At 73.4% G+C, this 19,271-nt stretch carries 18 protein-coding genes; 14 read left to right on the top strand and 4 right to left on the bottom strand.

The window, feature by feature from the left end; genetic code table 11:
- Positions 1-49: 49 nt before the first annotated feature.
- The 3 genes from ACWD4A_RS21255 (at position 50) to ACWD4A_RS21245 (ending at position 3,820) form a co-directional block, all read left to right on the top strand.
- On the top strand, positions 50-1,114 hold the full coding sequence (locus tag ACWD4A_RS21255) for an NlpC/P60 family protein (RefSeq protein WP_451196012.1): 1,065 nt from the start codon (positions 50-52) through the stop codon (positions 1,112-1,114).
- Positions 1,115-1,367: 253 nt separating this feature from the next.
- Entirely contained in the window at positions 1,368-2,426 is a 1,059-nt protein-coding gene (locus ACWD4A_RS21250) for an NlpC/P60 family protein (protein WP_451196010.1), read from the top strand.
- Positions 2,427-2,557: 131 nt separating this feature from the next.
- On the top strand, positions 2,558-3,820 hold the full coding sequence (locus tag ACWD4A_RS21245; protein WP_451196091.1) for a hypothetical protein: 1,263 nt from the start codon (positions 2,558-2,560) through the stop codon (positions 3,818-3,820).
- Between the two features lie 15 nt (positions 3,821-3,835).
- Here ACWD4A_RS21245 and ACWD4A_RS21240 read toward each other — a convergent pair whose 3' ends face one another.
- The gene (locus ACWD4A_RS21240) at positions 3,836-5,071 is read right to left on the bottom strand and encodes a glycosyltransferase 87 family protein (RefSeq protein WP_451196008.1); all 1,236 of its coding nucleotides are present in this window, start codon (positions 5,069-5,071) and stop codon (positions 3,836-3,838) included.
- A gap of 158 nt (positions 5,072-5,229) precedes the next feature.
- Here ACWD4A_RS21240 and ACWD4A_RS21235 point away from each other — a divergent pair, with 158 nt between their 5' ends.
- A complete protein-coding gene (locus tag ACWD4A_RS21235; protein WP_451196006.1) occupies positions 5,230-6,372 on the top strand; it encodes a glycosyltransferase family 4 protein in 1,143 nt (380 codons plus the stop codon).
- A 261-nt stretch (positions 6,373-6,633) separates the two neighbouring features.
- Here ACWD4A_RS21235 and ACWD4A_RS21230 read toward each other — a convergent pair whose 3' ends face one another.
- Positions 6,634-8,430, bottom strand: coding sequence for an AMP-dependent synthetase/ligase (locus ACWD4A_RS21230; RefSeq protein WP_451196004.1), 1,797 nt, complete (start codon positions 8,428-8,430; stop codon positions 6,634-6,636).
- A gap of 267 nt (positions 8,431-8,697) precedes the next feature.
- Between ACWD4A_RS21230 and ACWD4A_RS21225 the strand changes: the two genes are divergently transcribed.
- The 6 genes from ACWD4A_RS21225 (at position 8,698) to ACWD4A_RS21200 (ending at position 13,878) form a co-directional block, all read left to right on the top strand.
- Positions 8,698-9,471: a metallophosphoesterase family protein gene (locus tag ACWD4A_RS21225; protein ID WP_451196002.1), complete on the top strand. Its 774-nt coding sequence runs from the start codon at positions 8,698-8,700 to the stop codon at positions 9,469-9,471.
- A 72-nt stretch (positions 9,472-9,543) separates the two neighbouring features.
- Positions 9,544-9,996, top strand: a complete 453-nt coding sequence (locus ACWD4A_RS21220) for an SRPBCC family protein (protein ID WP_451196001.1) — start codon at positions 9,544-9,546, stop codon at positions 9,994-9,996.
- A 137-nt stretch (positions 9,997-10,133) separates the two neighbouring features.
- The gene (locus tag ACWD4A_RS21215; protein WP_451195999.1) at positions 10,134-11,444 is read left to right on the top strand and encodes an ArsA family ATPase; all 1,311 of its coding nucleotides are present in this window, start codon (positions 10,134-10,136) and stop codon (positions 11,442-11,444) included.
- A gap of 56 nt (positions 11,445-11,500) precedes the next feature.
- On the top strand, positions 11,501-11,965 hold the full coding sequence (locus ACWD4A_RS21210; RefSeq protein ID WP_451195998.1) for a DUF5304 domain-containing protein: 465 nt from the start codon (positions 11,501-11,503) through the stop codon (positions 11,963-11,965).
- Between the two features lie 100 nt (positions 11,966-12,065).
- Complete coding sequence (locus ACWD4A_RS21205; RefSeq protein ID WP_451195996.1) at positions 12,066-13,007, top strand: ROK family glucokinase; 942 nt, start codon at positions 12,066-12,068, stop codon at positions 13,005-13,007.
- A 91-nt stretch (positions 13,008-13,098) separates the two neighbouring features.
- On the top strand, positions 13,099-13,878 hold the full coding sequence (locus ACWD4A_RS21200; protein ID WP_451195995.1) for an endonuclease/exonuclease/phosphatase family protein: 780 nt from the start codon (positions 13,099-13,101) through the stop codon (positions 13,876-13,878).
- Between the two features lie 26 nt (positions 13,879-13,904).
- Here the strand turns inward: ACWD4A_RS21200 and ACWD4A_RS21195 are convergent, their stop codons facing one another.
- Together ACWD4A_RS21195 and ACWD4A_RS21190 are read right to left on the bottom strand one after the other, a co-directional pair.
- Complete coding sequence (locus ACWD4A_RS21195; RefSeq protein ID WP_451195993.1) at positions 13,905-14,489, bottom strand: hypothetical protein; 585 nt, start codon at positions 14,487-14,489, stop codon at positions 13,905-13,907.
- Positions 14,482-15,261, bottom strand: coding sequence for an alpha/beta hydrolase (locus tag ACWD4A_RS21190; protein WP_451195991.1), 780 nt, complete (start codon positions 15,259-15,261; stop codon positions 14,482-14,484). The genes ACWD4A_RS21195 and ACWD4A_RS21190 overlap by 8 nt, the downstream gene beginning before the upstream one ends.
- Before the next feature lie 112 nt (positions 15,262-15,373).
- Between ACWD4A_RS21190 and ACWD4A_RS21185 the strand changes: the two genes are divergently transcribed.
- The 4 genes from ACWD4A_RS21185 to ACWD4A_RS21170 are packed head-to-tail and all read left to right on the top strand — an operon-like array spanning position 15,374 to position 19,164.
- On the top strand, positions 15,374-16,165 hold the full coding sequence (locus tag ACWD4A_RS21185; protein ID WP_451195990.1) for a lysophospholipid acyltransferase family protein: 792 nt from the start codon (positions 15,374-15,376) through the stop codon (positions 16,163-16,165).
- A 26-nt stretch (positions 16,166-16,191) separates the two neighbouring features.
- Complete coding sequence (gene macS / locus ACWD4A_RS21180; RefSeq protein ID WP_451195988.1) at positions 16,192-17,409, top strand: MacS family sensor histidine kinase; 1,218 nt, start codon at positions 16,192-16,194, stop codon at positions 17,407-17,409.
- On the top strand, positions 17,406-18,092 hold the full coding sequence (locus ACWD4A_RS21175; RefSeq protein WP_451195986.1) for a response regulator: 687 nt from the start codon (positions 17,406-17,408) through the stop codon (positions 18,090-18,092). Before macS ends, ACWD4A_RS21175 begins: the two co-directional genes overlap by 4 nt.
- Before the next feature lie 40 nt (positions 18,093-18,132).
- The gene (locus ACWD4A_RS21170; protein ID WP_451195984.1) at positions 18,133-19,164 is read left to right on the top strand and encodes a 6-phosphofructokinase; all 1,032 of its coding nucleotides are present in this window, start codon (positions 18,133-18,135) and stop codon (positions 19,162-19,164) included.
- The last annotated feature ends 107 nt before the right edge of the window (positions 19,165-19,271 follow it).

Here is a 19,271-nt window from a genome sequence, read left to right as displayed (position 1 = left end):
GCCGCGGACTTCGCGCGGCCGGCGGCTGAGGAAGAAGGAGCTCGTCTCCGTGGCGTCCCACCGTCGACCCAAGCAGCCGGGCCGCGCCCGGGTGACCGTGCTGACCGCGACCGCCGCTGCGGCCGTGGCCCTCTCCGCGCAAGGCGCGCACGCCGACTCGCCGTCCAAGTCGGATGCCAAGGCCAAGGTCGACAAGCTCTACGAAGAGGCGGAGCAGGCCACCGAGAAGTACAACGGGGCCAAGGAGAAGCAGGACAAGCTCGAGAAGCAGGTCGGCGACCTCCAGGACAAGGTCGCCCGCGGCCAGGAGGAGCTCAACAAGCTCCGCGACAGCCTCGGTTCTGTGGCCACCGCGCAGTACCGCAGCGGCGCCATCGACCCGTCCCTGCAGCTGCTCCTCTCCTCCGACCCGGACTCCTTCCTGGAGAAGGCGTCCACCCTCGACCAGCTGAGCGCCAAGCAGGCCGACACCCTCAAGCAGATCTCCGAGAAGCAGCGCACGCTCAAGCAGCAGCGCCTGGAGGCCACCGGCAAGCTCAAGGACCTCGCCGACACCCGCAAGGCCCTGGGGGACAAGAAGGAGGAGGTCCAGAGCAAGCTCGCCGACGCCAAGGAGGTCCTCAACTCCCTCAGCGCCAAGGAGCGCGCCGAGGTCCTCGGCGACAAGGACGGTGGCAAGGACGGCGGCAAGGGCGGCGCCGGTGGCGGTGACCGCGCCAGCCGCGGTGAGGACCGTCCGAACATCAACATCCCCGCCGGCTCGGGCCGCGGCGCCGCCGCGCTCGCCGCCGCGCAGTCCGTCATCGGCTCCCCGTACGTGTGGGGTGCGACCGGCCCCGACTCCTTCGACTGCTCGGGCCTGACCTCCTGGGCGTACGCGCAGGCGGGCGTCACCCTGTCCCGCGTCTCGCAAGACCAGGCCAACGACGGCACCCGCATCTACGACCAGAGCCAGCTCAAGCCCGGCGACCTGGTGCTCTTCTACGGCGACCTGCACCACATCGGCCTCTACGCGGGCAACGGCATGACCCTGCACGCCCCCAAGCCGGGCGCCAACGTGCGCTACGAGTCCATGGGCAACATGCCCTTCCAGTTCGGCGTGCGCATAGGCTGACGCGCTTGGGCCGAATGGCTGACCTGCCCCTCGTTCGGGCGAATCGCGGCAGCCCCCGCTGACTCCACGCCCCGCCGGTGACCTGCGTCTCCGGCGGGGCGTCAGTATTCCCGCACCGCGAGGTCTTTGAACCAGGGGTGACCGCGCCGCTACTGTCTGGCGCGCGGCTCCACGACGCACCGCCCGCCCGAATTCCCGGGCGGCGGGCGGGGACCGCGCACCCGAGTGGAGAACGGAAGGAGTGCGGCAGCCCGTGGCGTCACACCGTCGTCCCGCGCAGCCCGGTCTCGCACAGAGCGTCCGGGCCACCGTCCTGTCCGCCGCCGTCGCCGCCTCGGCGGCCGGCCTCGCGACACCCGCCGGCGCCGCGCCCGGCGACCGTTCGGGCGCGGCCGAGCCGACAGGGACGGTGCGGGCACAGGTCGACACGCTCTACGAGCAGGCGGAGCGGGCGACCGAGAAGTACAACGCGGCCGGCGAGCGCACCGACACCCTGCGGCGGAAGGTGGCCCAGACCACCGACCGCGTCGTCCGCGGCCAGGAGCACGTCAACCGGATGCGCCGGTCCCTCGGCATGATCGCCACCGCGCAGTACCGCAACGGTGCCGTCGACCCGGCGATCCAGCTGCTCCTCTCCTCGGACCCCGACGCCTATCTGGAGCGGGCCGCCACCCTCGACCGGGTCACCGGCCGCCAGGCGGAGCAGCTGAAGGCCCTGCTGGAGGCGCAGCGCACCCTGCGCCAGGAGCGTGCCGAGGCGACCCGGGCCCTGGCACAGCTGGAGGACAGCAGGCAGGCCGTCGAGCAGCACAAGCGGGAGGTCGAGGGCAAGCTCGCCACGGCCCGCAGGCTGCTCAACTCGATGCCGCGGGAGGACCGGGAGGCGTACGCGCGGGCCTCGCGTTCCGGCGGCGGGGGCCGTTCGCCGGTCTCCCTCGCCGGGCTGACGGGCTTCTCCGCGGCCTCCGGGCGGGGCGCCGCCGCCGCGATGGCCGCACGGTCGGCCGTCGGCACCCCGTACGCCTGGGGCGCGACCGGGCCGGGCGCCTTCGACTGCTCCGGCCTGATGCAGTGGGCGTACGGCCGGGCCGGGGTGGGACTGCCGCGCACCTCGCAGGCGCAGCGCAACGCGGGCCGCCACGTCTCCCTCTCCGAGGCGCAGCCCGGGGACCTGGTGATCTACCGGAACGACGCCAGCCATGTGGGCATGTACGTCGGCAACGGCCAGGTCGTGCACGCCCCCTACCCCGGCGCCCGGGTCCGCTACGACCCGGCCAACATGATGCCGATTTCGTCCATCACCCGGCCATGAACGCCTCCTGAGCGCACGCCGTGGGGCGCGCGGCTCGTACGATGCGGTGGGTGACGGGCCGGTGGTGGTGGAGCGGACGCGGTGGCGTCGCCCGGGAGGAGCCGGGCGGACGCCCTCCTCGGCGACGGCCGGTGGCCCGCGCCGCGGTGGCGGGCCTGCTGGCCTTCCTGGCCCTGTGCGGCTGCGGTCCCGTGGACCTCGCCGGGGGCTCCGACGGTGAGCACAAGTCCGTGACCGCCCTGCTCGACCGGTGGGCCAAGGCGCTCCGGGACCGCGACGAACGCGCCTTCCTGGCCGTGGTGGACCCCGACGCCGAGGGCTTCCGCACCGAGCAGCGCGCCCGGTTCGGCAACCTCGCGGCCGTGCCCCTGGCGTCCTGGGACTACCGGCTCGTGCGCACGGGGGGCTTCGTTCCCTCCGGCGGCGACGGGCACCGGGTCGCCGTCGAGGCCGAACTGCGCTACCGGCTGGACGGCTACGACACGGTCCCGGTCACCACCACCGAGCGGCTGACGGTCGTGCGGAAGGACGACCAGTGGTACGTGACCGCCGAGGACACCCGGCACGGGCCCGCGCAGCTCTGGCAGCAGGGCCCGGTCACGGTCGTACGGGGCGCGCACAGCCTGGTCCTCGGGGCCGGCCAGGACCGGGCCCGGCTCAAGGCACTCGCGGACCTCGCCGACCGCGCGGTCCCCGCGGTGAGCGCCGCCTGGCAGGACGGGCGGAAGCCCGCGCCCGGCAAGGCGGCCCGGGGCGGGGGCGGCTGGCCCGGCCGGGTCGTCGTCGAGATGCCCGCCTCGGTCGAGCGGATGGCGGACCTCCTGAACTCGCCCGCCGCCAGCTACCGCGGCATCGCCGCCGTCACCACGGGCGAGATCGGCGGCTCCGGCAACGCCCCGGCCGACCGGATCATCGTCAACCCCGAGGCGTACGGGACGCTGGGCGACTTCGGCCGCCAGATCGTCCTCACCCACGAGACCGCCCATGTCGCCACCCGCGCCCAGACCTCGGCGGCGACCCCGCTGTGGCTCTCCGAGGGCTTCGCGGACTGGGCCGCCTACCGCGGCACCGGCCGTAGCGCCCGGCAGGCCGCCCCCGAACTCGCCCGCGCCGTCGCCACGGGCAACCCGCCCGAGAAACTGCCCGAGGACGCCGACTTCGGCTTCGCCGGCGAGCAGGGGCGGCTGGCGCGGGCCTACGAGGAGGGCTGGCTGGCCTGCCGCATGATCGCCGAGCGCTGGGGCGACGGCGAACTCGTCGCGTTCTACCGCGCGGTGGGCCGCCATCAGCGGCGGCCGGGCGCGGTGGCGGACGCGCTGCGCGAGGTGCTGGGCGTATCGCAGGCCGAGTTCGGCCGGCGGTGGCGCGCCTACGTGCGGAGCACGCTCGGCTGAGGGGGCGGCGGCGGGTCAGCCGGCGGACAGCGCCGGTTCCTTCTCCGCGGGCGGATCGGCCGCACCGGCCGGGGCCGCCTCGGTCACCGTCTCCCGCCACAGCCGGGCACAGGCGATGACCGTCGCCACCACCAGCAGACCGTTGCGCAGGGTCAGCGTCGCGACGCCCAGTCTGTCGCTGGCCACCACGTGCGAGAACCAGATGGGGAACTCCAGCTGGGTGAGCGGCGCCGCCAGCAGCACCAGCGCGATGGGCAGGCCCTGACGTGTGCCGCGCACCGTCATGCAGACCGCCGCGAGGCCGATCAGCCAGACCACGTACTGCGGGCTGATCACCCGGCTCGTCGTGGTGAACAGCAGCACCGCCGCGAACGCCGCGTCCGACGGGGTGTGCGCGGTGAACCTCCGCGCGCGCAGCCGCCACACCAGCAGCCAGCCGAAGGCCAGCACGGTCAGGGCCAGCGCGAGCCTGCTCACCGTGTGGACGTACCGGCCGAGGAACTCCACCGAGCCGTAGTGCAGCCGGGCGTGGCCGTGCCAGCCGAGATGCCGCCCCAGGTGGAAGACCAGCGACCCCAGCGACTCCACCTCCGTGCCCCGGGCCCGCTGGAACGTCAGGAACGCCAGCGCCCCCGGCATCGTCACCGCGAACAGCAGCCCCACGAGCACCGCGCCCGCCAGCGCGGCACCCCAGGCCGCCCGGGTGCGGCGACCGCGCGGCGTCCCGACCAGCAGCAGCACGGGCCAGACCTTCAGCAGCGCGCCGAACCCCATCAGCACCCCCGCGAGCCGGGTCCGCCGCCCCGCCAGCAGCAGCGCCGCGACCGCGACGGCCGTCACCATCACGTCATAGCGGGCATAGACGATCGGGCCCAGCAGCGGCACCCCCACCACCCACACCCACACCCCCTTCGCGCTGTGTCTGCCGCCCCGCACCGCGTACAGCAGCAGCCCGAACACCACCGCGTCCGCGAGGAAGCACACCAGGAAGAACGCCGGGGCGTAGTCGAGGAACGGCAGCAGCCCCGGGGCGAGCACGGCGAGCGCGGCGGCCGGTGGGTACTGCCAGGTCACGTCGTCGTACGGGAAGGTGCCCGTGCGCAGCACCCCGTACCAGCCCTGGTAGATCACCTCGATGTCGACGGAGACGTCCGAACCCGGCATCACCCACACCCGGAACACGTACAACAGCAGCACGGCCCGGGTGACGGCCCACACCACGATCGAGAGCCGCAAACCAGCGCCCGCCATCATTCACCTCGTTCCAGCACGGTCCCTACACGCAGTGAGCGCATCGCTACTGGAAGGCATGATGCCCGCCCGGACCGTCCGCGCGCGATGACGTGGCGGTACACCCGCGCCGTTGCCGCCCGATCGCCGCCCCCGGCCACCCGGTACTGTCGGGCCCGATGGACAAGACCCTCATCGTCACCAATGACTTCCCGCCCCGCCCCGGCGGCATCCAGGCGTTCCTGCACAACATGGCACTGCGCCTGGACCCGGCGGACATCGTCGTCTACGCCTCCACCTGGAAGCGCGGCCGGGAAGGCGCGGAGGCCACCGCCGCCTTCGACGCCCAACAGCCCTTCCAGGTCGTGCGCGACAGCACGACCATGCTGCTGCCCACCCCCCGGGTGACCCGGCGCGCCGTCGGGCTGCTGCGCGAACACGGCTGCTCCTCCGTGTGGTTCGGGGCCGCCGCGCCGCTCGGCCTGATGGCGCCCGCGCTGCGCCGGGCCGGTGCGCGGCGGCTGGTCGGCACCACCCACGGCCACGAGTCGGGCTGGGCCCAGCTGCCCGCCTCCCGGCAACTGCTGCGGCGGATCGGCGAGGGCACGGACACGCTCACCTATCTGGGGGAGTACACGCGGTCGCGGATCGCGGGCGCGCTGACCGGCGAGGCGGCCGCGCGGATGGTCCAACTGCCGCCCGGCGTCGACGAGAAGACGTTCCACCCGGGCTCCGGCGGCGAGCGGGTGCGGGCCCGCCTCGGGCTCAGCGACCGCCCGGTCGTCGTCTGCGTCTCCCGGCTCGTGCCCCGCAAGGGCCAGGACACGCTGATCCAGGCCATGCCGAGAATCCTCGCGGCCGTGCCGGACGTGGTGCTGCTGATCGTCGGCGGCGGCCCGTACGAGAACGACCTGCGGAAGCTGGCCGACGCGACGGGCGTCGCCCACGCCGTCCGCTTCACCGGCGCCGTCCCCTGGGAGGAACTGCCCGCGCACTACGGCGCGGGAGACGTCTTCGCGATGCCGTGCCGTACGCGGCGGGGCGGGCTGGACGTCGAGGGGCTCGGCATCGTCTACCTGGAGGCGTCCGCGACCGGGCTCCCCGTGGTCGCGGGCGACTCCGGCGGGGCGCCGGATGCCGTCCTGGACGGCGAGACCGGCTATGTCGTGGCGGGTGGCTCACCGGCCCAGTCGGCCGACCGCGTTGTGGAACTGCTGCGGGATCCGGCGTTGCGGGCCCGTATGGGCGCGCGGGGTCGTGAATGGGTCGAGGAGCGCTGGCGCTGGGATCTCCTGGCGGAGCGCTTGCGGGAGCTTCTGTAGGTTCCCCGGGTGCGGTCGGGTTGTTTGTTCCCCAGCCCCGCCCCTTCCCGAACCGGGAGAGACCCCCGGGCCCCCGAAGCGGCTGCGCCGCTTGTCCTCAAACGCCGGACGGGCTGAATTGTGCGGACCGTGGCTCTTTGACCTACGGCCCGCAGGCTTGCGGACTACGTCGGCAAAATCAGCCCGTCCGGCGTTTGAGGACGCGGCCGCAGGCCGCCCCCGCCGCAGGCGGCAGACGGCCCGCAGGCAGGCCCCGCACCGCTACCCGCGGTAAATGGCCTCGATCTCGTCCGCGAAGTCCTTCGCCACAACGTTCCGCTTGAGCTTGAGGGACGGGGTCACATGACCCGAGGCCTCCGTGAACTGGGCGGGGAGGATGCGGAACTTCCGTACCGACTCCGCCTTGGACACGGCGGCGTTGCCGTCGTCGACGGCCTTCTGCACGGCGGCCAGCAGATCGGGGTCGTCCGCCAGCTCCGCCGGGGTCGTACCCGCCGGCTTGCCGTGGTCGGCGAGCCAGCGCGGCAGGAAGTCCTCGTCGAGGGTGATGAGCGCGCCGACGAAGGGGCGGGCGTCACCGACGACCATGCACTCGGCGATCAGTGCGTGCGCGCGGATGCGGTCCTCGATCACGGCCGGGGCGACGTTCTTGCCGCCCGCGGTGACGATGATCTCCTTCTTCCGGCCGGTGATCGTGAGGTAGCCGTCCTCGTCGAGCGTGCCCAGGTCACCGGTGTGGAACCAGCCGTCGGAGAGCGCCTCCTCCGTGGCGGTCTCGTTGTTCCAGTAGCCCTGGAACAGGTGCTCGCCGTGCAGCAGCACCTCGCCGTCGTCGGCGATCCGGACGACCGAACCGGGCAGCGGCTGCCCGACCGTGCCGATCTTCTGCCGGTCCCACGGGTTGAAGGCGGTCGCCGCGCAGGACTCGGTGAGCCCGTAGCCCTCCAGGACGGTGAAGCCGATGCCGCGGTAGAAGTGGCCGAGGCGCTCGCCCAGCGGGGCGCCGCCGGAGATCGCGTGCGTCGCCCGGCCGCCGAGCACGGCGCGCAGCTTGCCGTAGACCAGCCGGTCGAAGACCGCGTGCTTGAGGCGCAGCCCGAACGACGGGCCGCCGGGGGTGTCCTTCGCCCGGCTGTACGCGATGGCGGTGTCCGCGGCCCGGTCGAAGATCTTGCCCTTGCCGTCGGCCTGCGCCTTGGCGCGCGCCGAGTTGTAGACCTTCTCGAAGACGCGCGGCACGCCGAGGATCAGCGTCGGCCGGAACGAGGCCAGGTCGTCGGTGAGGTTCCGGATGTCGGGGACGCAGCCCAGCCGGATCGGCGCGAGCATCGCCGAGATCTCCACGAGCCGGCCGAAGACATGGGCCGTGGGCAGGAAGAGCAGGACGGAGGAGTGGCCGGTGTCGAACAGCGGCTTGAGCCGTTCCACCGCGTTGCCGCACTCCGCGAAGAAGCTGCGGTGGCTCAGCACGCAGCCCTTGGGGCGCCCGGTGGTGCCCGAGGTGTAGACGATGGTCGCGGGCGAGTCGGCGTTGGCGAGCGCGCTGCGCTCGTCCACCTCCTCGTCGGTCAGCCCGCCCCCGGCGGCGGCCAGCTTGCCGACGGCGTCGTCCTCGATCCGCCAGACGTTCCGCAGCTCGGGCAGCCGGTCCCGGACGGACGCGACGGCGCTCTCGTGCGCCTCGGTCTCCACGACGCAGGCGACGGCGCCGGAGTCGCCGAGGATCCACTGGATCTGCTCCGGCGAGCTCGTCTCGTACACCGGCACGGTCACCGCGCCCGCGCTCCAGATGGCGAAGTCCAGCAGTGTCCACTCGTAGCGCGTGCGGGACATCAGCCCGACCCGGTCGCCCGGTCGCACGCCGGAGGCCATCAGACCCTTGGCGGCGGTCCGGACCTCGGCGAGGAAGGCGGCGGCGGTGACGTCCTCCCAGCGGTCGTCGACCTTCCGCCCTATGACGGCGACATCGGGACGCTGCGCGGCGTTGCGGCGGATCAGGTCCGTCAGGTTTCCGTCCGCAGGGACCTCATAGAGGGCCGGAAGGCTGAACTCGCGCAAGACTGCTGCTCCTCGTCGGGCGCCGGCGCCGCCGCGTCATCGAGGGGCGCTGCGTCGGCTGCGGTCCATGATCAGGCGGGGGGTATTGGACTGCCCGGACGTTACCCACCAGTATGGCTTTCGAATAGGGGGTGGCGCCCAGATGTTCGCTGCGTCACACGCCACCGGACCGCCTTCCGCACCCTAGCTCGTCGGCTTGGTGACCGGGAAGTAACCGCAGGTCGGATACCTTCCTCCGGCCCACCCGCAGACCCTAGGGTGATCGGTATGCGAGGTGGCTTCAGAGTTCACGTGGTCAGCGATGTGCACGGCAACAGCGAGGATCTCGCCAGTGCGGGAGCCGGTGCCGACGCCCTGGTCTGCCTGGGCGACCTGGTCCTCTTCCTCGACTACCGCGATCACTCGCGCGGCATCTTCCCCGACCTGTTCGGGGTGGAGAACGCCGACCGGATCGTGGAACTGCGCACCGCCCGCCGCTTCGACGAGGCCCGTGAGCTGGGGCGGAGCCTCTGGGCGGGCATCGACCGCGAGTCCGCCATCGAGTCCGCCGTCCGCAAGCAGTACGCCGAGCTCTTCGCCGCCTTCCCGACCCCCACCTACGCCACCTACGGCAATGTCGACATCCCCCGCCTGTGGCCGGAATACGCCGCCCCCGGCACCACCGTCCTCGACGGCGAGCGCGTGGAGATCGGCGGCCGCGTCTTCGGCTTCGTCGGCGGCGGCCTGCCCTCGCCCATGCGCACGCCCTACGAGATCGGCCCCGAGGAGTACGCCGCCAAGATCGAGGCGCTGGGCGAGGTCGACGTCCTCTGCTCCCATATCCCGCCCGACGTGCCCGAACTCTGCTACGACACCGTCGCCCGCCGCTTCGAGACCGGGAGCCGCGCCCTGCTGGAGGCCATCCGCAGGACGCGCCCCCGGTACGCCCTCTTCGGCCACGTCCACCAGCCCCTCGCGCGCCGGATGCGCATCGGCGCGACCGAGTGCGTCAACGTCGGCCACTTCGCCTCCAGCGGTACACCCTGGGTGCTGGAGTGGTGACGCGCGCCGCGTTGTAGCCTTCAGCGGCAGGCATACCAGGCGGAGCGGGACCGGTACGGAGGAGCCACGGAGATGGCGGAACACACCAGCTCGAGCATCACGATCGAGGCGACCCCCGCCGACGTCATGGCGGTGATCGCCGACTTCGACCGCTACGCGGAGTGGACCGGCGAGGTCAAGCAGGCGGAGGTGCTCGCCAAGGACGAGCAGGGCCGCGCCTCCCAGGTGCGCCTCGTCCTCGACGCGGGCGCGATCAAGGACGACCACACGCTCGCCTACAAGTGGCCCGCGGAGAACGTCGTCAGCTGGTCCCTCGTCAAGTCCCAGATGCTGCGGCAGCTCGACGGCTCGTACAGCCTGGAGCCGGAGGCCGGGGGCGCACACACCAAGGTGACGTACCAGCTCACCGTCGACGTCAAGATCCCCATGCTCGGCATGATCAAGCGCAAGGCGGAGAAGGTCATCATCGACCGCGCCCTGGACGGCCTGAAGCAGCGCGTGGAAAGCGGCGCGGCGAAGTCCTGACCTTTCCCGTGCCCGGGGGCCACGGCCCCCGGGCACGCAGTCCAGTCCGTCCTGGGGGCACCTCCCAGCGTTAGCCGGGGGAGTTCGAGGACGCGGCCGCAGGCGGCGACGGCGCCGCACCAACAGGAGGCACCCCCTTGCGTACGGTCCTCGTCACCGGCACCGGCGGCGCGGGCCGCACCACCGCCGCGGCGGCCACCGCACTCGCCGCGGCCCGGCGCGGCAAGCGCACGCTGCTGCTCACCACCGACCGCGGCCCCGCCCCCGACGCGGTGCTCGGCACGGCCCTGCCGCTGCCCCCGCCGGACGGCACGGCCCGGTCCCCCTGGGCGGAGCCCGTCGAGGCGGCCCCCGGCCTGTGGGCCGCCCGCATCGCCACCGGCGAGCACTTCCAGGACCGCGCCCGCGACCTCCAGGAGCGCGGCGCCTCCCTCTTCGACCTCCTCGGCGCCACCCCCCTCGACCCCGAGGAACTCACCGAACTCCCCGGCGCCGAGCCCCTCGCCGTCCTCGCCGCCCTGCGCGCCGCGCACACCGCCGCCGCATGGGACCTGCTCGTCGTCGACATGCCGCCCGCGCACGAGACCGTGCGCCTGCTGGCCCTGCCCGAGCAACTGCGCCGCTATCTGCGCCGGCTGCTGCCCGCCGAACGGCAGGCGGCCCGCGCCCTGCGCCCGATGCTCGCCCAGCTCGCCGGGGTGCCCATGCCCGCGCAGCGGCTGTACGAGACCGCGGAGCGCTGGGAGGCCGAACTCGCCGCCGTGCAGGACATCATCGAGGCGAACGGCACCACCGTGCGCCTCGTCGCCGAACCCGGGCCGCTCACCGTCCCGGCGGTGCGCCTCGCCCGCGCCGGACTCGCCCTCCAGGGCTGCCGCCTCGACACCCTCGTCGCCAACCGGATACTCCCCACCGGCACCGGCAACGACCTCTGGCTGGCCGGGCTCGTCGCCGAGCAGCAGACCGCGCTCAAGGCGCTGTACGAGGAGTTCCTCATCGACGGCGTCACCCTCTGCGAGCTGCCCCACCTCGGCCGCGGGCCGGGCGGCCACGGGGACCTCGCGGCACTCGTCGAGCGCGCCGCGTCGACGACCATCGGCGGCGGGGGCGGCACGGTCGGGATCGTCGAGGGCGAGGGCCTGTCCGACGAGCTCGACGGCTGGCCCGCCCGCCCCGACGGCGAGACGCCCGACACCTGGACCGTCGAGGACAGACTGGCCGCCGACGGGGTCCTCGTCTGGCGGCTGCCGCTGCCCGGCGCCGACCGCGACGCCCTCGACCTCATACGCAGGGGCGACGAACTCATCGTCGGCGTCGGCCCGTTCCGCCGCGTGCTGCCCCTGCCGTCGGCGCTGCGCCGCTGCACCGTCTCCGGGGCGGGCCTGCGCGACGGGGCGCTGTGCGTGCGCTTCACCCCCGACCCCGCCCTCTGGCCGCGCACTCCCTGAACGCCACTCCACCGTTCGGGTAACGTCGAAGGAAAATCCAGCCGCAGGAGTCCGCCATGAGCGATGCCACCGAGCGCCCCGCACCCGACGCGGCGGCCGATCCCGATGCCTGGGGGCAGGCGTGCGCCGAGGACCTCGCCGCGGAGCGGGCCCGCCGCCGGGCCGCGTACGGGCAGCAGCCCGGCAGCGCCGCCGAGGAGCTGCGCAAGCTCCTCGACGCCGTGACCGAGAAGGTCTCCGCGCTCCAACTGCCGCTCGCGGGCCTGGCCGCGCAGGACGTCGTCCAGCAGGTCGTCGACCGGGCGAAGGCCGCCGTCGAGCCGGTCGTCGAGCGCAACCCCGAGGTCTTCGACCACCTCGCCTCCGCCGGTTCGGAGCTCCTCGCCGCCTACCGCGCCGCCCTCCAGGGCCAGGAGAGCCGCTGGACCCGCGGCGACGCCGAGAAGCCCGCGGACGGCCCCGGAGCACCCGGCCGGGGCGACGCGGGAACGGGCGGCACGGAGCGCATCGACCTCGACTGACCTGCCGTCCGCGCACCCCCGCAGCCTTGACGGCAAGGGGGTACTCCCGTCTCCGGTACGGTGGGTCGCGGCGGGGTTCGAGCGAATAACTGAGGGACACATGGGACTCACCATCGGCGTCGACATCGGCGGCACGAAGATCGCGGCCGGCGTGGTCGACGAGGAGGGCAACATCCTCGCGACGTGCAAGGTACCGACCCCTCCGACCCCCGAGGGCGTCATCGACGCCATCGCGGACGCGGTACGCACGGTCAGCGCCGACCACGAGGTCGAGGCGGTCGGCATCGGCGCCGCGGGCTACGTGGACGACAAGCGGGCCACGGTCCTCTTCGCCCCGAACATCAACTGGCGCCACGAGGCCCTGAAGGACAAGGTCGAGCAGCGCGTCGGCCTGCCCGTCGTCGTCGAGAACGACGCCAACGCCGCCGCCTGGGGCGAGTACCGCTTCGGCGCGGGCCAGGGCCACGACGACGTCATCTGCATCACGCTGGGCACCGGCCTCGGCGGCGGCATCATCATCGGCAACAAGCTGCGCCGCGGACGCTTCGGCGTGGCCGCCGAGTTCGGCCACATCCGGGTCGTGCCGGACGGCCTGCTGTGCGGCTGCGGCAGCCAGGGCTGCTGGGAGCAGTACGCCTCCGGCCGCGCCCTCGTCCGCTACGCCCGGCAGCGCGCCCAGGCCACCCCCGAGAACGCCGAGATCCTCCTCGGCCTCGGCGACGGCACCCCCGAGGGCATCCAGGGCAAGCACATCAGCGACGCGGCCCGGCAGGGCGACCCGGTCGCCATCGACTCGTTCCGCGAGCTGGCCCGCTGGGCCGGCGCGGGCCTCGCCGACCTCGCCTCGCTCTTCGACCCCTCGGCGTTCATCGTCGGCGGCGGCGTCTCCGACGAGGGCGACCTCGTCCTCGACCCGATCCGCAAGTCCTTCCGCCGCTGGCTGGTCGGCGGCCAGTGGCGCCCGCACGCCCAGGTGCTCGCCGCCCAGCTCGGCGGCAAGGCCGGGCTGGTCGGCGCGGCCGACCTCGCACGTCAGGGATAACACCAGGGACCCGGGGACAGCGTCGGGGACAACCGCGACACCGGGGGCGCCCGCCGTTCGGAGCGCCCCCGTTCCGGGGTAGGGGAGCACCATGAGTGCGACTGTTCTCCCGGACCTCCCTGACCTCCCGGATCTCCCGGCCTCCCGCACCGAGCCGGACGGCTCCGCCGTCATCAGGGTGCTGAGCTACAACATCCGTTCCATGCGGGACGACACCGACGCGCTGGCCCGGGTCATCCGGGCCTGCGCCCCCGACGTCGTCTGCGTCCAGGAGGCGCCCCGCTTCTTCCGGTGGCGCAAGGCCGCCGCGCGCCTGGCCCGCACCTCCGAGCTCGTGTACGTCACCGGCGGGGCCACCGCCTCCGGGCCGATGATCCTGTCCTCGCTGCGGGCCCACGTGGAGCACACGGACGATGTGCTGCTGCCCCGTACCCCCGGACTCCACCAGCGCGGCTTCGCCACCGCCGTGCTCCGCTTCGGCCGCGCCCGGCTCGGCGTCCTCAGCTGCCACCTGAGCATCAAGGAGGCGGAGCGGTACGGCCAGGGGCGGCTGCTCCTCGACAAGCTGGCCGCCCTGGACGCCCCGTACGCCATCGCCGCGGGGGACCTCAACGACCGGCCCGACGGCCGTACCTTCGGGCTCCTCGCGGACGCGCTCCAGGACGGATGGGCCACCAAGCCGTGGGGCCGCGAGCACACCACCCGACTGGGTGATCCATTGCAGCGGATCGACGCGATTTTCGCGACCGAGGGCGTCGAGGTGCTCGGCTGCGGCGTCCCCATGGGGCTCCCGGGTCTCCGGGAGCGCGACCTGCGGGCCGCCACGGACCACCTGCCCGTGCTGGCGGCGGTGCGGGTACCGGCCTCATAGCGGTCTCATAGGGGGCCGGGCCCAGGTCACACGACCGCGCCGCTCCCCGGATCCTCGTCGTCCTCGTCGCTGTCCTTCATGCGGAGCACCAGCGTGGCGAAGCCGCCGAGGAAGCCGCCGACCCCGAGCGTGGTGATCCACCAGGTCAGCTCCTGCCGCAGCAGGACCATGACGAGCAGCAGCAGCGGCCCGCCCAGCACCGCTATCCACGCGAAGCGGGCCGTGACGTCGCCGGTCGGCAGCGGCGGCGGCTCCGGCGGCACGAAGTGCCCCTCGTCCGCCTCGTCGAGGTCGTCGTCACCGGTGGAGCCGGACGCGCCCCAGTCCCGGGGGCCCACCCCCGGCGCGTAGACGATGAAGCTGCCCGCGGGCCGGTCCGGGCTCTCCGGCGCACCCGTGGGCGCCTTGGCGGCACTCTCCGGGGCCTCCGGCACGTCCTTGCCGTCGGCGGGGCCGGACGGGGGGTCCGGCACATCGCCCGAAGCCGGCCAGCGGCCCGCCGCGGGGTCGGGCTGCTCGCCGTACGCGGCGACGAGCTCCGCCCAGGCGGCCTCCTCGTCCAGCGGATCGCGGCTCTCGTCGCGATCGCGGTCCGCGTCGTGCTCAGCCACGGGAGGCCGCCCCGACCTCGCCGGCGCCCGCCCGGAGCCGGCTGATGAACGCGTACGTCTCCTCGAAGATCAGCTCGGCGTCGTGGTCCAGCGTCGCCACGTGGTAGCTGCGCTCCAGCAGCCGCTCGGTGACGTCCCGCGACGAGACCCGGGCCAGGATGCGCGCCGAGTCGACGGGCGGCACCACATGGTCCTCGGGGCTGTGCAGCAGCAGCAAGGGCTGCGTCACCTGCGGCAGTTCGGCGTCCAGCCGCTGGAGGCCCCGGCGGAAGGAGTGCGCCGCGTGCAGCGGCACCCGGTCGTAGCCGAGCTCCGCGCCGCCGGGCCTGGCGATGTCGCTCGCGATGCCCTTGCTCGACGGGATCAGATGCCGCACCACCGGCAGCGCCTTCGCGGCCAGACCGTGCACCTTGTTCGCCGGGTTGACCAGGACGAGCCCGGAGACCCCGGCACCGTGCCGGGCGGCCAGCCGCAGGGACAGCGCCCCGCCCATCGACAGCCCGCAGACGAAGACCTGCGAGCAGCGCTCCCGCAGCTCCCGCAGCGCGCGGTCGACCTCCGCGTACCAGTCCTGCCAGCCGGTGAGCTGCATGTCCTGCCAGCGGGTGCCATGGCCGGGCAGCAGCGGCAGCGAGACGGTCAGACCGCGCTCCGCGAGATACTCGGCCCAGGGCCGAACGGACTGCGGGGAACCGGTGAAGCCGTGACACACGAGGACGCCGACCTCTCCGCCGTCGTGGCGGAACGGCTCGGCGCCGGGGAGGAGCGGCACCGGAATCTCCGATCGGTGGAACGGGAAAAGGGGTCTGGCCCTCAGCGTACGCGGAGCGCCGCACGGCGGGTAGGCAGGTTAAGGTCTCCTCGTCACTACAGGAGGTTCTCGGTTGTTCTACGGCGCTATGAAGCTGTCCATCGGCGGGTCGCTGAAGCTTGCCTTCCGGCCGTGGGTGGAGGGCTTGGAGAACATCCCGGCCGAGGGGCCCGCGATCCTCGCGAGCAACCACCTGTCGTTCTCGGACTCCTTCTTCCTCCCCGCGATCCTGGACCGCAAGGTCACCTTCATCGCGAAGCAGGAATACTTCACCTCCCCGGGAGTCAAGGGAAAGCTGACGGCGGCCTTCTTCAAGGGCGTCGGCCAGCTGCCCGTCGACCGTTCGGGCGCCCGCGGGGCCGGTGAGGCGGCGATCAAGAGCGGCCTGGAGGTACTGGCGCGCGGCGAGCTGTTCGGCATCTACCCCGAGGGCACCCGCTCCCCGGACGGCCGCCTCTACCGCGGCAAGCCCGGCGGGCTCGCCCGGGTGGCGCTGCTGTCCGGCGCGCCCGTCATCCCCGTCGCCATGATCGACACGGAGAAGGTGCAGCCCCCGGGCAAGGTCCTGCCGAAGATGATCCGTCCGGGCATCCGCATCGGCGAGCCGCTGGACTTCAGCCGCTACCACGGCATGGACGGCGACCGCTTCATCCTCCGCTCGGTCACCGACGAGGTCATGTACAAGATCATGGAGCTGTCCGGCCAGGAGTACGTCGACATCTACGCCACCGCCGCCAAGCGGCAGATCGCCGACGAGGCGAAGCGCAAGGCGGAGGAGGAGAAGGCGGCGAAGGCCGCCGGTCTCGACACGGCGGACAGCAAGGCGGACACCGGGGCGGAGCAGGAGAAGCGGCCCGAGGCATAGCCGCCCGGGGCCGGGGGGTCGGTTCGATGGCATCGCGCAGCAGGAAGCCGCGCGTCGTACGGATGTCGGTGGAGCTGCCGCTGTGGCGCGCGCTGACCGGCTACCGCATCCTGACGCTCGGGTACGCCCTCGCGCTGTTCCTCCTGAACTACCGCGAGTACGCCCATCCGCTCGGCGGGGCGCTCTACATGGGCGCACTGACGCTCTGGATGGCGCTGACCTGGAACCGGGTCACCTCGCCCGAGCGCTGCACCAAGCGCTTCCTGGTCGCCGACCTCACCATCGCGCTGTCCGGCATCCTCGTCACCGCCGCCGTCGACTCCGCCGAGCGCATCGACGGCGGCGCGGCCACCCTCCCGTCCATCTGGGCGGGCGGGGCCGTACTGGGCTGTGCCATCAAGGGCGGCTGGCGCTGGGCGGTCGTCGGCTCCACCCTGGTGGCCGCCGCCAACCTCGCCGAGCGTGGCGGCCCGGCCCGCGACACCGTCCACAACGTACTGCTGGTGTGGGTCTCCAGCGTCGCCATCGGCTACATCGTGGAGGTCGCGCGGGCCAGTGAGCGCACGCTCGCCCGCGCCCTGCAGATCGAGGCGGCCACCCGCGAGCGCGAACGGCTCGCCCGCGACATCCACGACGGCGTCCTCCAGGTGCTCGCCATGGTGCAGCGCCGGGGCGCCGCGCTGGGCGGCGAGGCCGCCGAACTCGGCCGGATGGCGGGCGAGCAGGAGATCGCCCTGCGCACCCTGGTCGCCGGCGGACTGCTGTCGCAGGGCACCCCGCGGCAGCGGGCCGAGGACGCGGAGCTCGTCCGCTCCGTGGTGCCCGCGCCCCGGCCCCCGGAGGGCCCCTGCGACGTGGGGGCGCTGCTCGCCCCGCACGCGGGAGCCGCCGTCTCCTTCGCCGGGCCCGGCTCGCCCGTCCTCCTGGAGGCGGCCGCTGCGGCGGAACTGGCGGCCGCCGTCGGTGCCGCACTGGACAATGTCCGCCAGCACGCCGGGGACGGCGCGCGGGCCTGGATCCTGCTGGAGGACGAGCCGGACGAGGTGATCGTCACCGTGCGGGACGACGGTCCGGGCATCGCCGAGGGCAGGCTGGCGGCGGCGGAGCGGGAGGGGCGCATGGGCGTCGCCCTGTCGATCCGCGGCCGGCTGCGGGACCTGGGCGGCAGCGCCGAGCTGCTGTCCGTGCCCGGCCAGGGCACGGAAGTCGAACTGAGAGTCCCACGGGGGAGCACGAAGACATGAGTCACGAAGGCACGAGTGACGAGCGGACCGTGCGGGTCATGGTGGTCGACGACCACCCCATGTGGCGCGACGCAGTCGCCCGCGACCTGGAGGCCGCCGGTTTCGACGTGGTCGCGACGGCGGGCGACGGCCCCCAGGCGGTGCGCCGCGCACGGGCCGCCGCGCCCGACGTCCTGGTCCTGGACCTCAACCTGCCCGGCCTGCCCGGCGTCGCCGTCTGCAAGGAACTCGTCGGCGAGAACCCCGCCCTGCGCGTCCTGGTGCTCTCCGCGAGCGGCGAGCACGCCGACGTCCTGGAGGCCGTGAAGTCCGGTGCCACCGGCTACCTCATGAAGTCGGCCAGCACCGAGGAGCTGACCGACGCCGTCCACCGCACGGCCGCGGGCGACCCCGTCTTCACCCCCGGCCTGGCCGGCCTGGTCCTCGGGGAGTACCGCAGACTGGCCGCCGACCCGGCCCCGGCCGCCCCCGACGAGCCCAAGGTGCCCCGGCTGACCGACCGCGAGACCGAGGTGCTGCGGCTCGTCGCCAAGGGACTCTCCTACAAGCAAATCGCCGAACGCCTGGTTATTTCCCACCGGACGGTGCAGAACCATGTTCAGAACACCTTGGGCAAGCTCCAGTTGCACAACCGCGTGGAGCTCGTGCGCTACGCGATAGAGCGAGGTCTCGACGGCGCCTGACCCTTCCCCGGCCGGGCGTCCCGGCTGAAGGGAGATCGTCATGCGGGTCGGAGTGCTCACCGGCGGCGGTGACTGCCCGGGGCTCAACGCGGTCATCCGCGCCGCCGTCCGCAAGGGCGTACAGGACTACGGCTACGACTTCATCGGTTACCGCGACGGCTGGCGCGGGCTCGTCCAGGGCACCACCGTGCCCCTCGGCATCCCGGCCGTCCGCGGCATCCTGCCCCGGGGCGGCACCATCCTGGGCTCGTCGCGCACCAACCCCTTCAAGACGGACGACGGCATCCGGCGGATCCAGGAGAACCTGGCCGCGGACGAGGTCGACGCCCTGATCGCGATCGGCGGCGAGGACACCCTCGGCGTCGCCGCCCGGCTGCACGGGGAGCACGGCGTACGGTGCGTCGGCGTCCCCAAGACCATCGACAACGACCTCTCCGCCACGGACTACACCTTCGGCTTCGACACCGCCGTCAACATCGCCACCGAGGCCATCGACCGGCTGCACACCACCGCCGAGTCCCATATGCGGGTCCTCGTCGTCGAGGTCATGGGCCGCCACGCGGGCTGGATCGCCCTGCACTCCGGCCTCGCCGGCGGCGCCAACGTCATCCTCGTCCCCGAGCAGCGCTTCGACCTCGACGAGGTCTGCGGCTGGGTCGTCTCCCGCTTCCGCGCCAGCTACGCGCCGATCGTCGTCGTCGCCGAGGGCGCCATGCCGAAGGACGGCGACGTCGTCCTCAAGGGCGCCGCCGCGCACGACTCCTTCGGCCACGTCCGGCTGTCCGGCGTGGGGGAGTGGCTGGCCAAGGAGATCGAACGGCGCACGGGCAAGGAGGCCCGCACCATCGTGCTCGGGCATGTGCAGCGCGGGGGTACGCCCAGCGCGTTCGACCGGTGGCTGGCCACGCGGTTCGGGTTGCACGCGATCGCCGCGGTGCGGGACGGCGACTTCGGACGGATGGTCGCCCTGCGGGGGACGGACATCGTCCGGGTGCCGCTCGCCGACGCGACCGCCTGTCTGAAGACGGTCCCGGCGACGCTCTACGAGGAGGCCCGCACCTTCTTCGGCTGACGCCGGTTTTGTTCCCCAGCCCCGCCCCTTCCCGAAACCGGGGGAGACCCCCGGACCCCCAGCGCCCTGCGGGCGCGTCCTCAAACGCCGGACGGGCTGAAATCAGC

This window comes from Streptomyces sp. NPDC002537 (assembly GCF_053594975.1).
Note: the sequence above shows the minus strand (reverse complement) of the source record. Positions and strands in the feature narration are given on the sequence as shown.

Bases quoted from the DNA above. Each gene is read 5' to 3' on its own strand.
- ACWD4A_RS21240 (WP_451196008.1), bottom strand. From the start codon at position 5,071: ATGGCGGGCGCTGGTTTGCGGCTCTCGATCGTGGTGTGGGCCGTCACC.
- ACWD4A_RS21235 (WP_451196006.1), top strand. From the start codon at position 5,230: ATGGACAAGACCCTCATCGTCACCAATGACTTCCCGCCCCGCCCCGGC.
- ACWD4A_RS21225 (WP_451196002.1), top strand. From the start codon at position 8,698: ATGCGAGGTGGCTTCAGAGTTCACGTGGTCAGCGATGTGCACGGCAAC.
- ACWD4A_RS21220 (WP_451196001.1), top strand. From the start codon at position 9,544: ATGGCGGAACACACCAGCTCGAGCATCACGATCGAGGCGACCCCCGCC.
- ACWD4A_RS21210 (WP_451195998.1), top strand. From the start codon at position 11,501: ATGAGCGATGCCACCGAGCGCCCCGCACCCGACGCGGCGGCCGATCCC.
- ACWD4A_RS21205 (WP_451195996.1), top strand. From the start codon at position 12,066: ATGGGACTCACCATCGGCGTCGACATCGGCGGCACGAAGATCGCGGCC.
- ACWD4A_RS21200 (WP_451195995.1), top strand. From the start codon at position 13,099: ATGAGTGCGACTGTTCTCCCGGACCTCCCTGACCTCCCGGATCTCCCG.
- macS (WP_451195988.1), top strand. From the start codon at position 16,192: ATGGCATCGCGCAGCAGGAAGCCGCGCGTCGTACGGATGTCGGTGGAG.
- ACWD4A_RS21175 (WP_451195986.1), top strand. From the start codon at position 17,406: ATGAGTCACGAAGGCACGAGTGACGAGCGGACCGTGCGGGTCATGGTG.
- ACWD4A_RS21170 (WP_451195984.1), top strand. From the start codon at position 18,133: ATGCGGGTCGGAGTGCTCACCGGCGGCGGTGACTGCCCGGGGCTCAAC.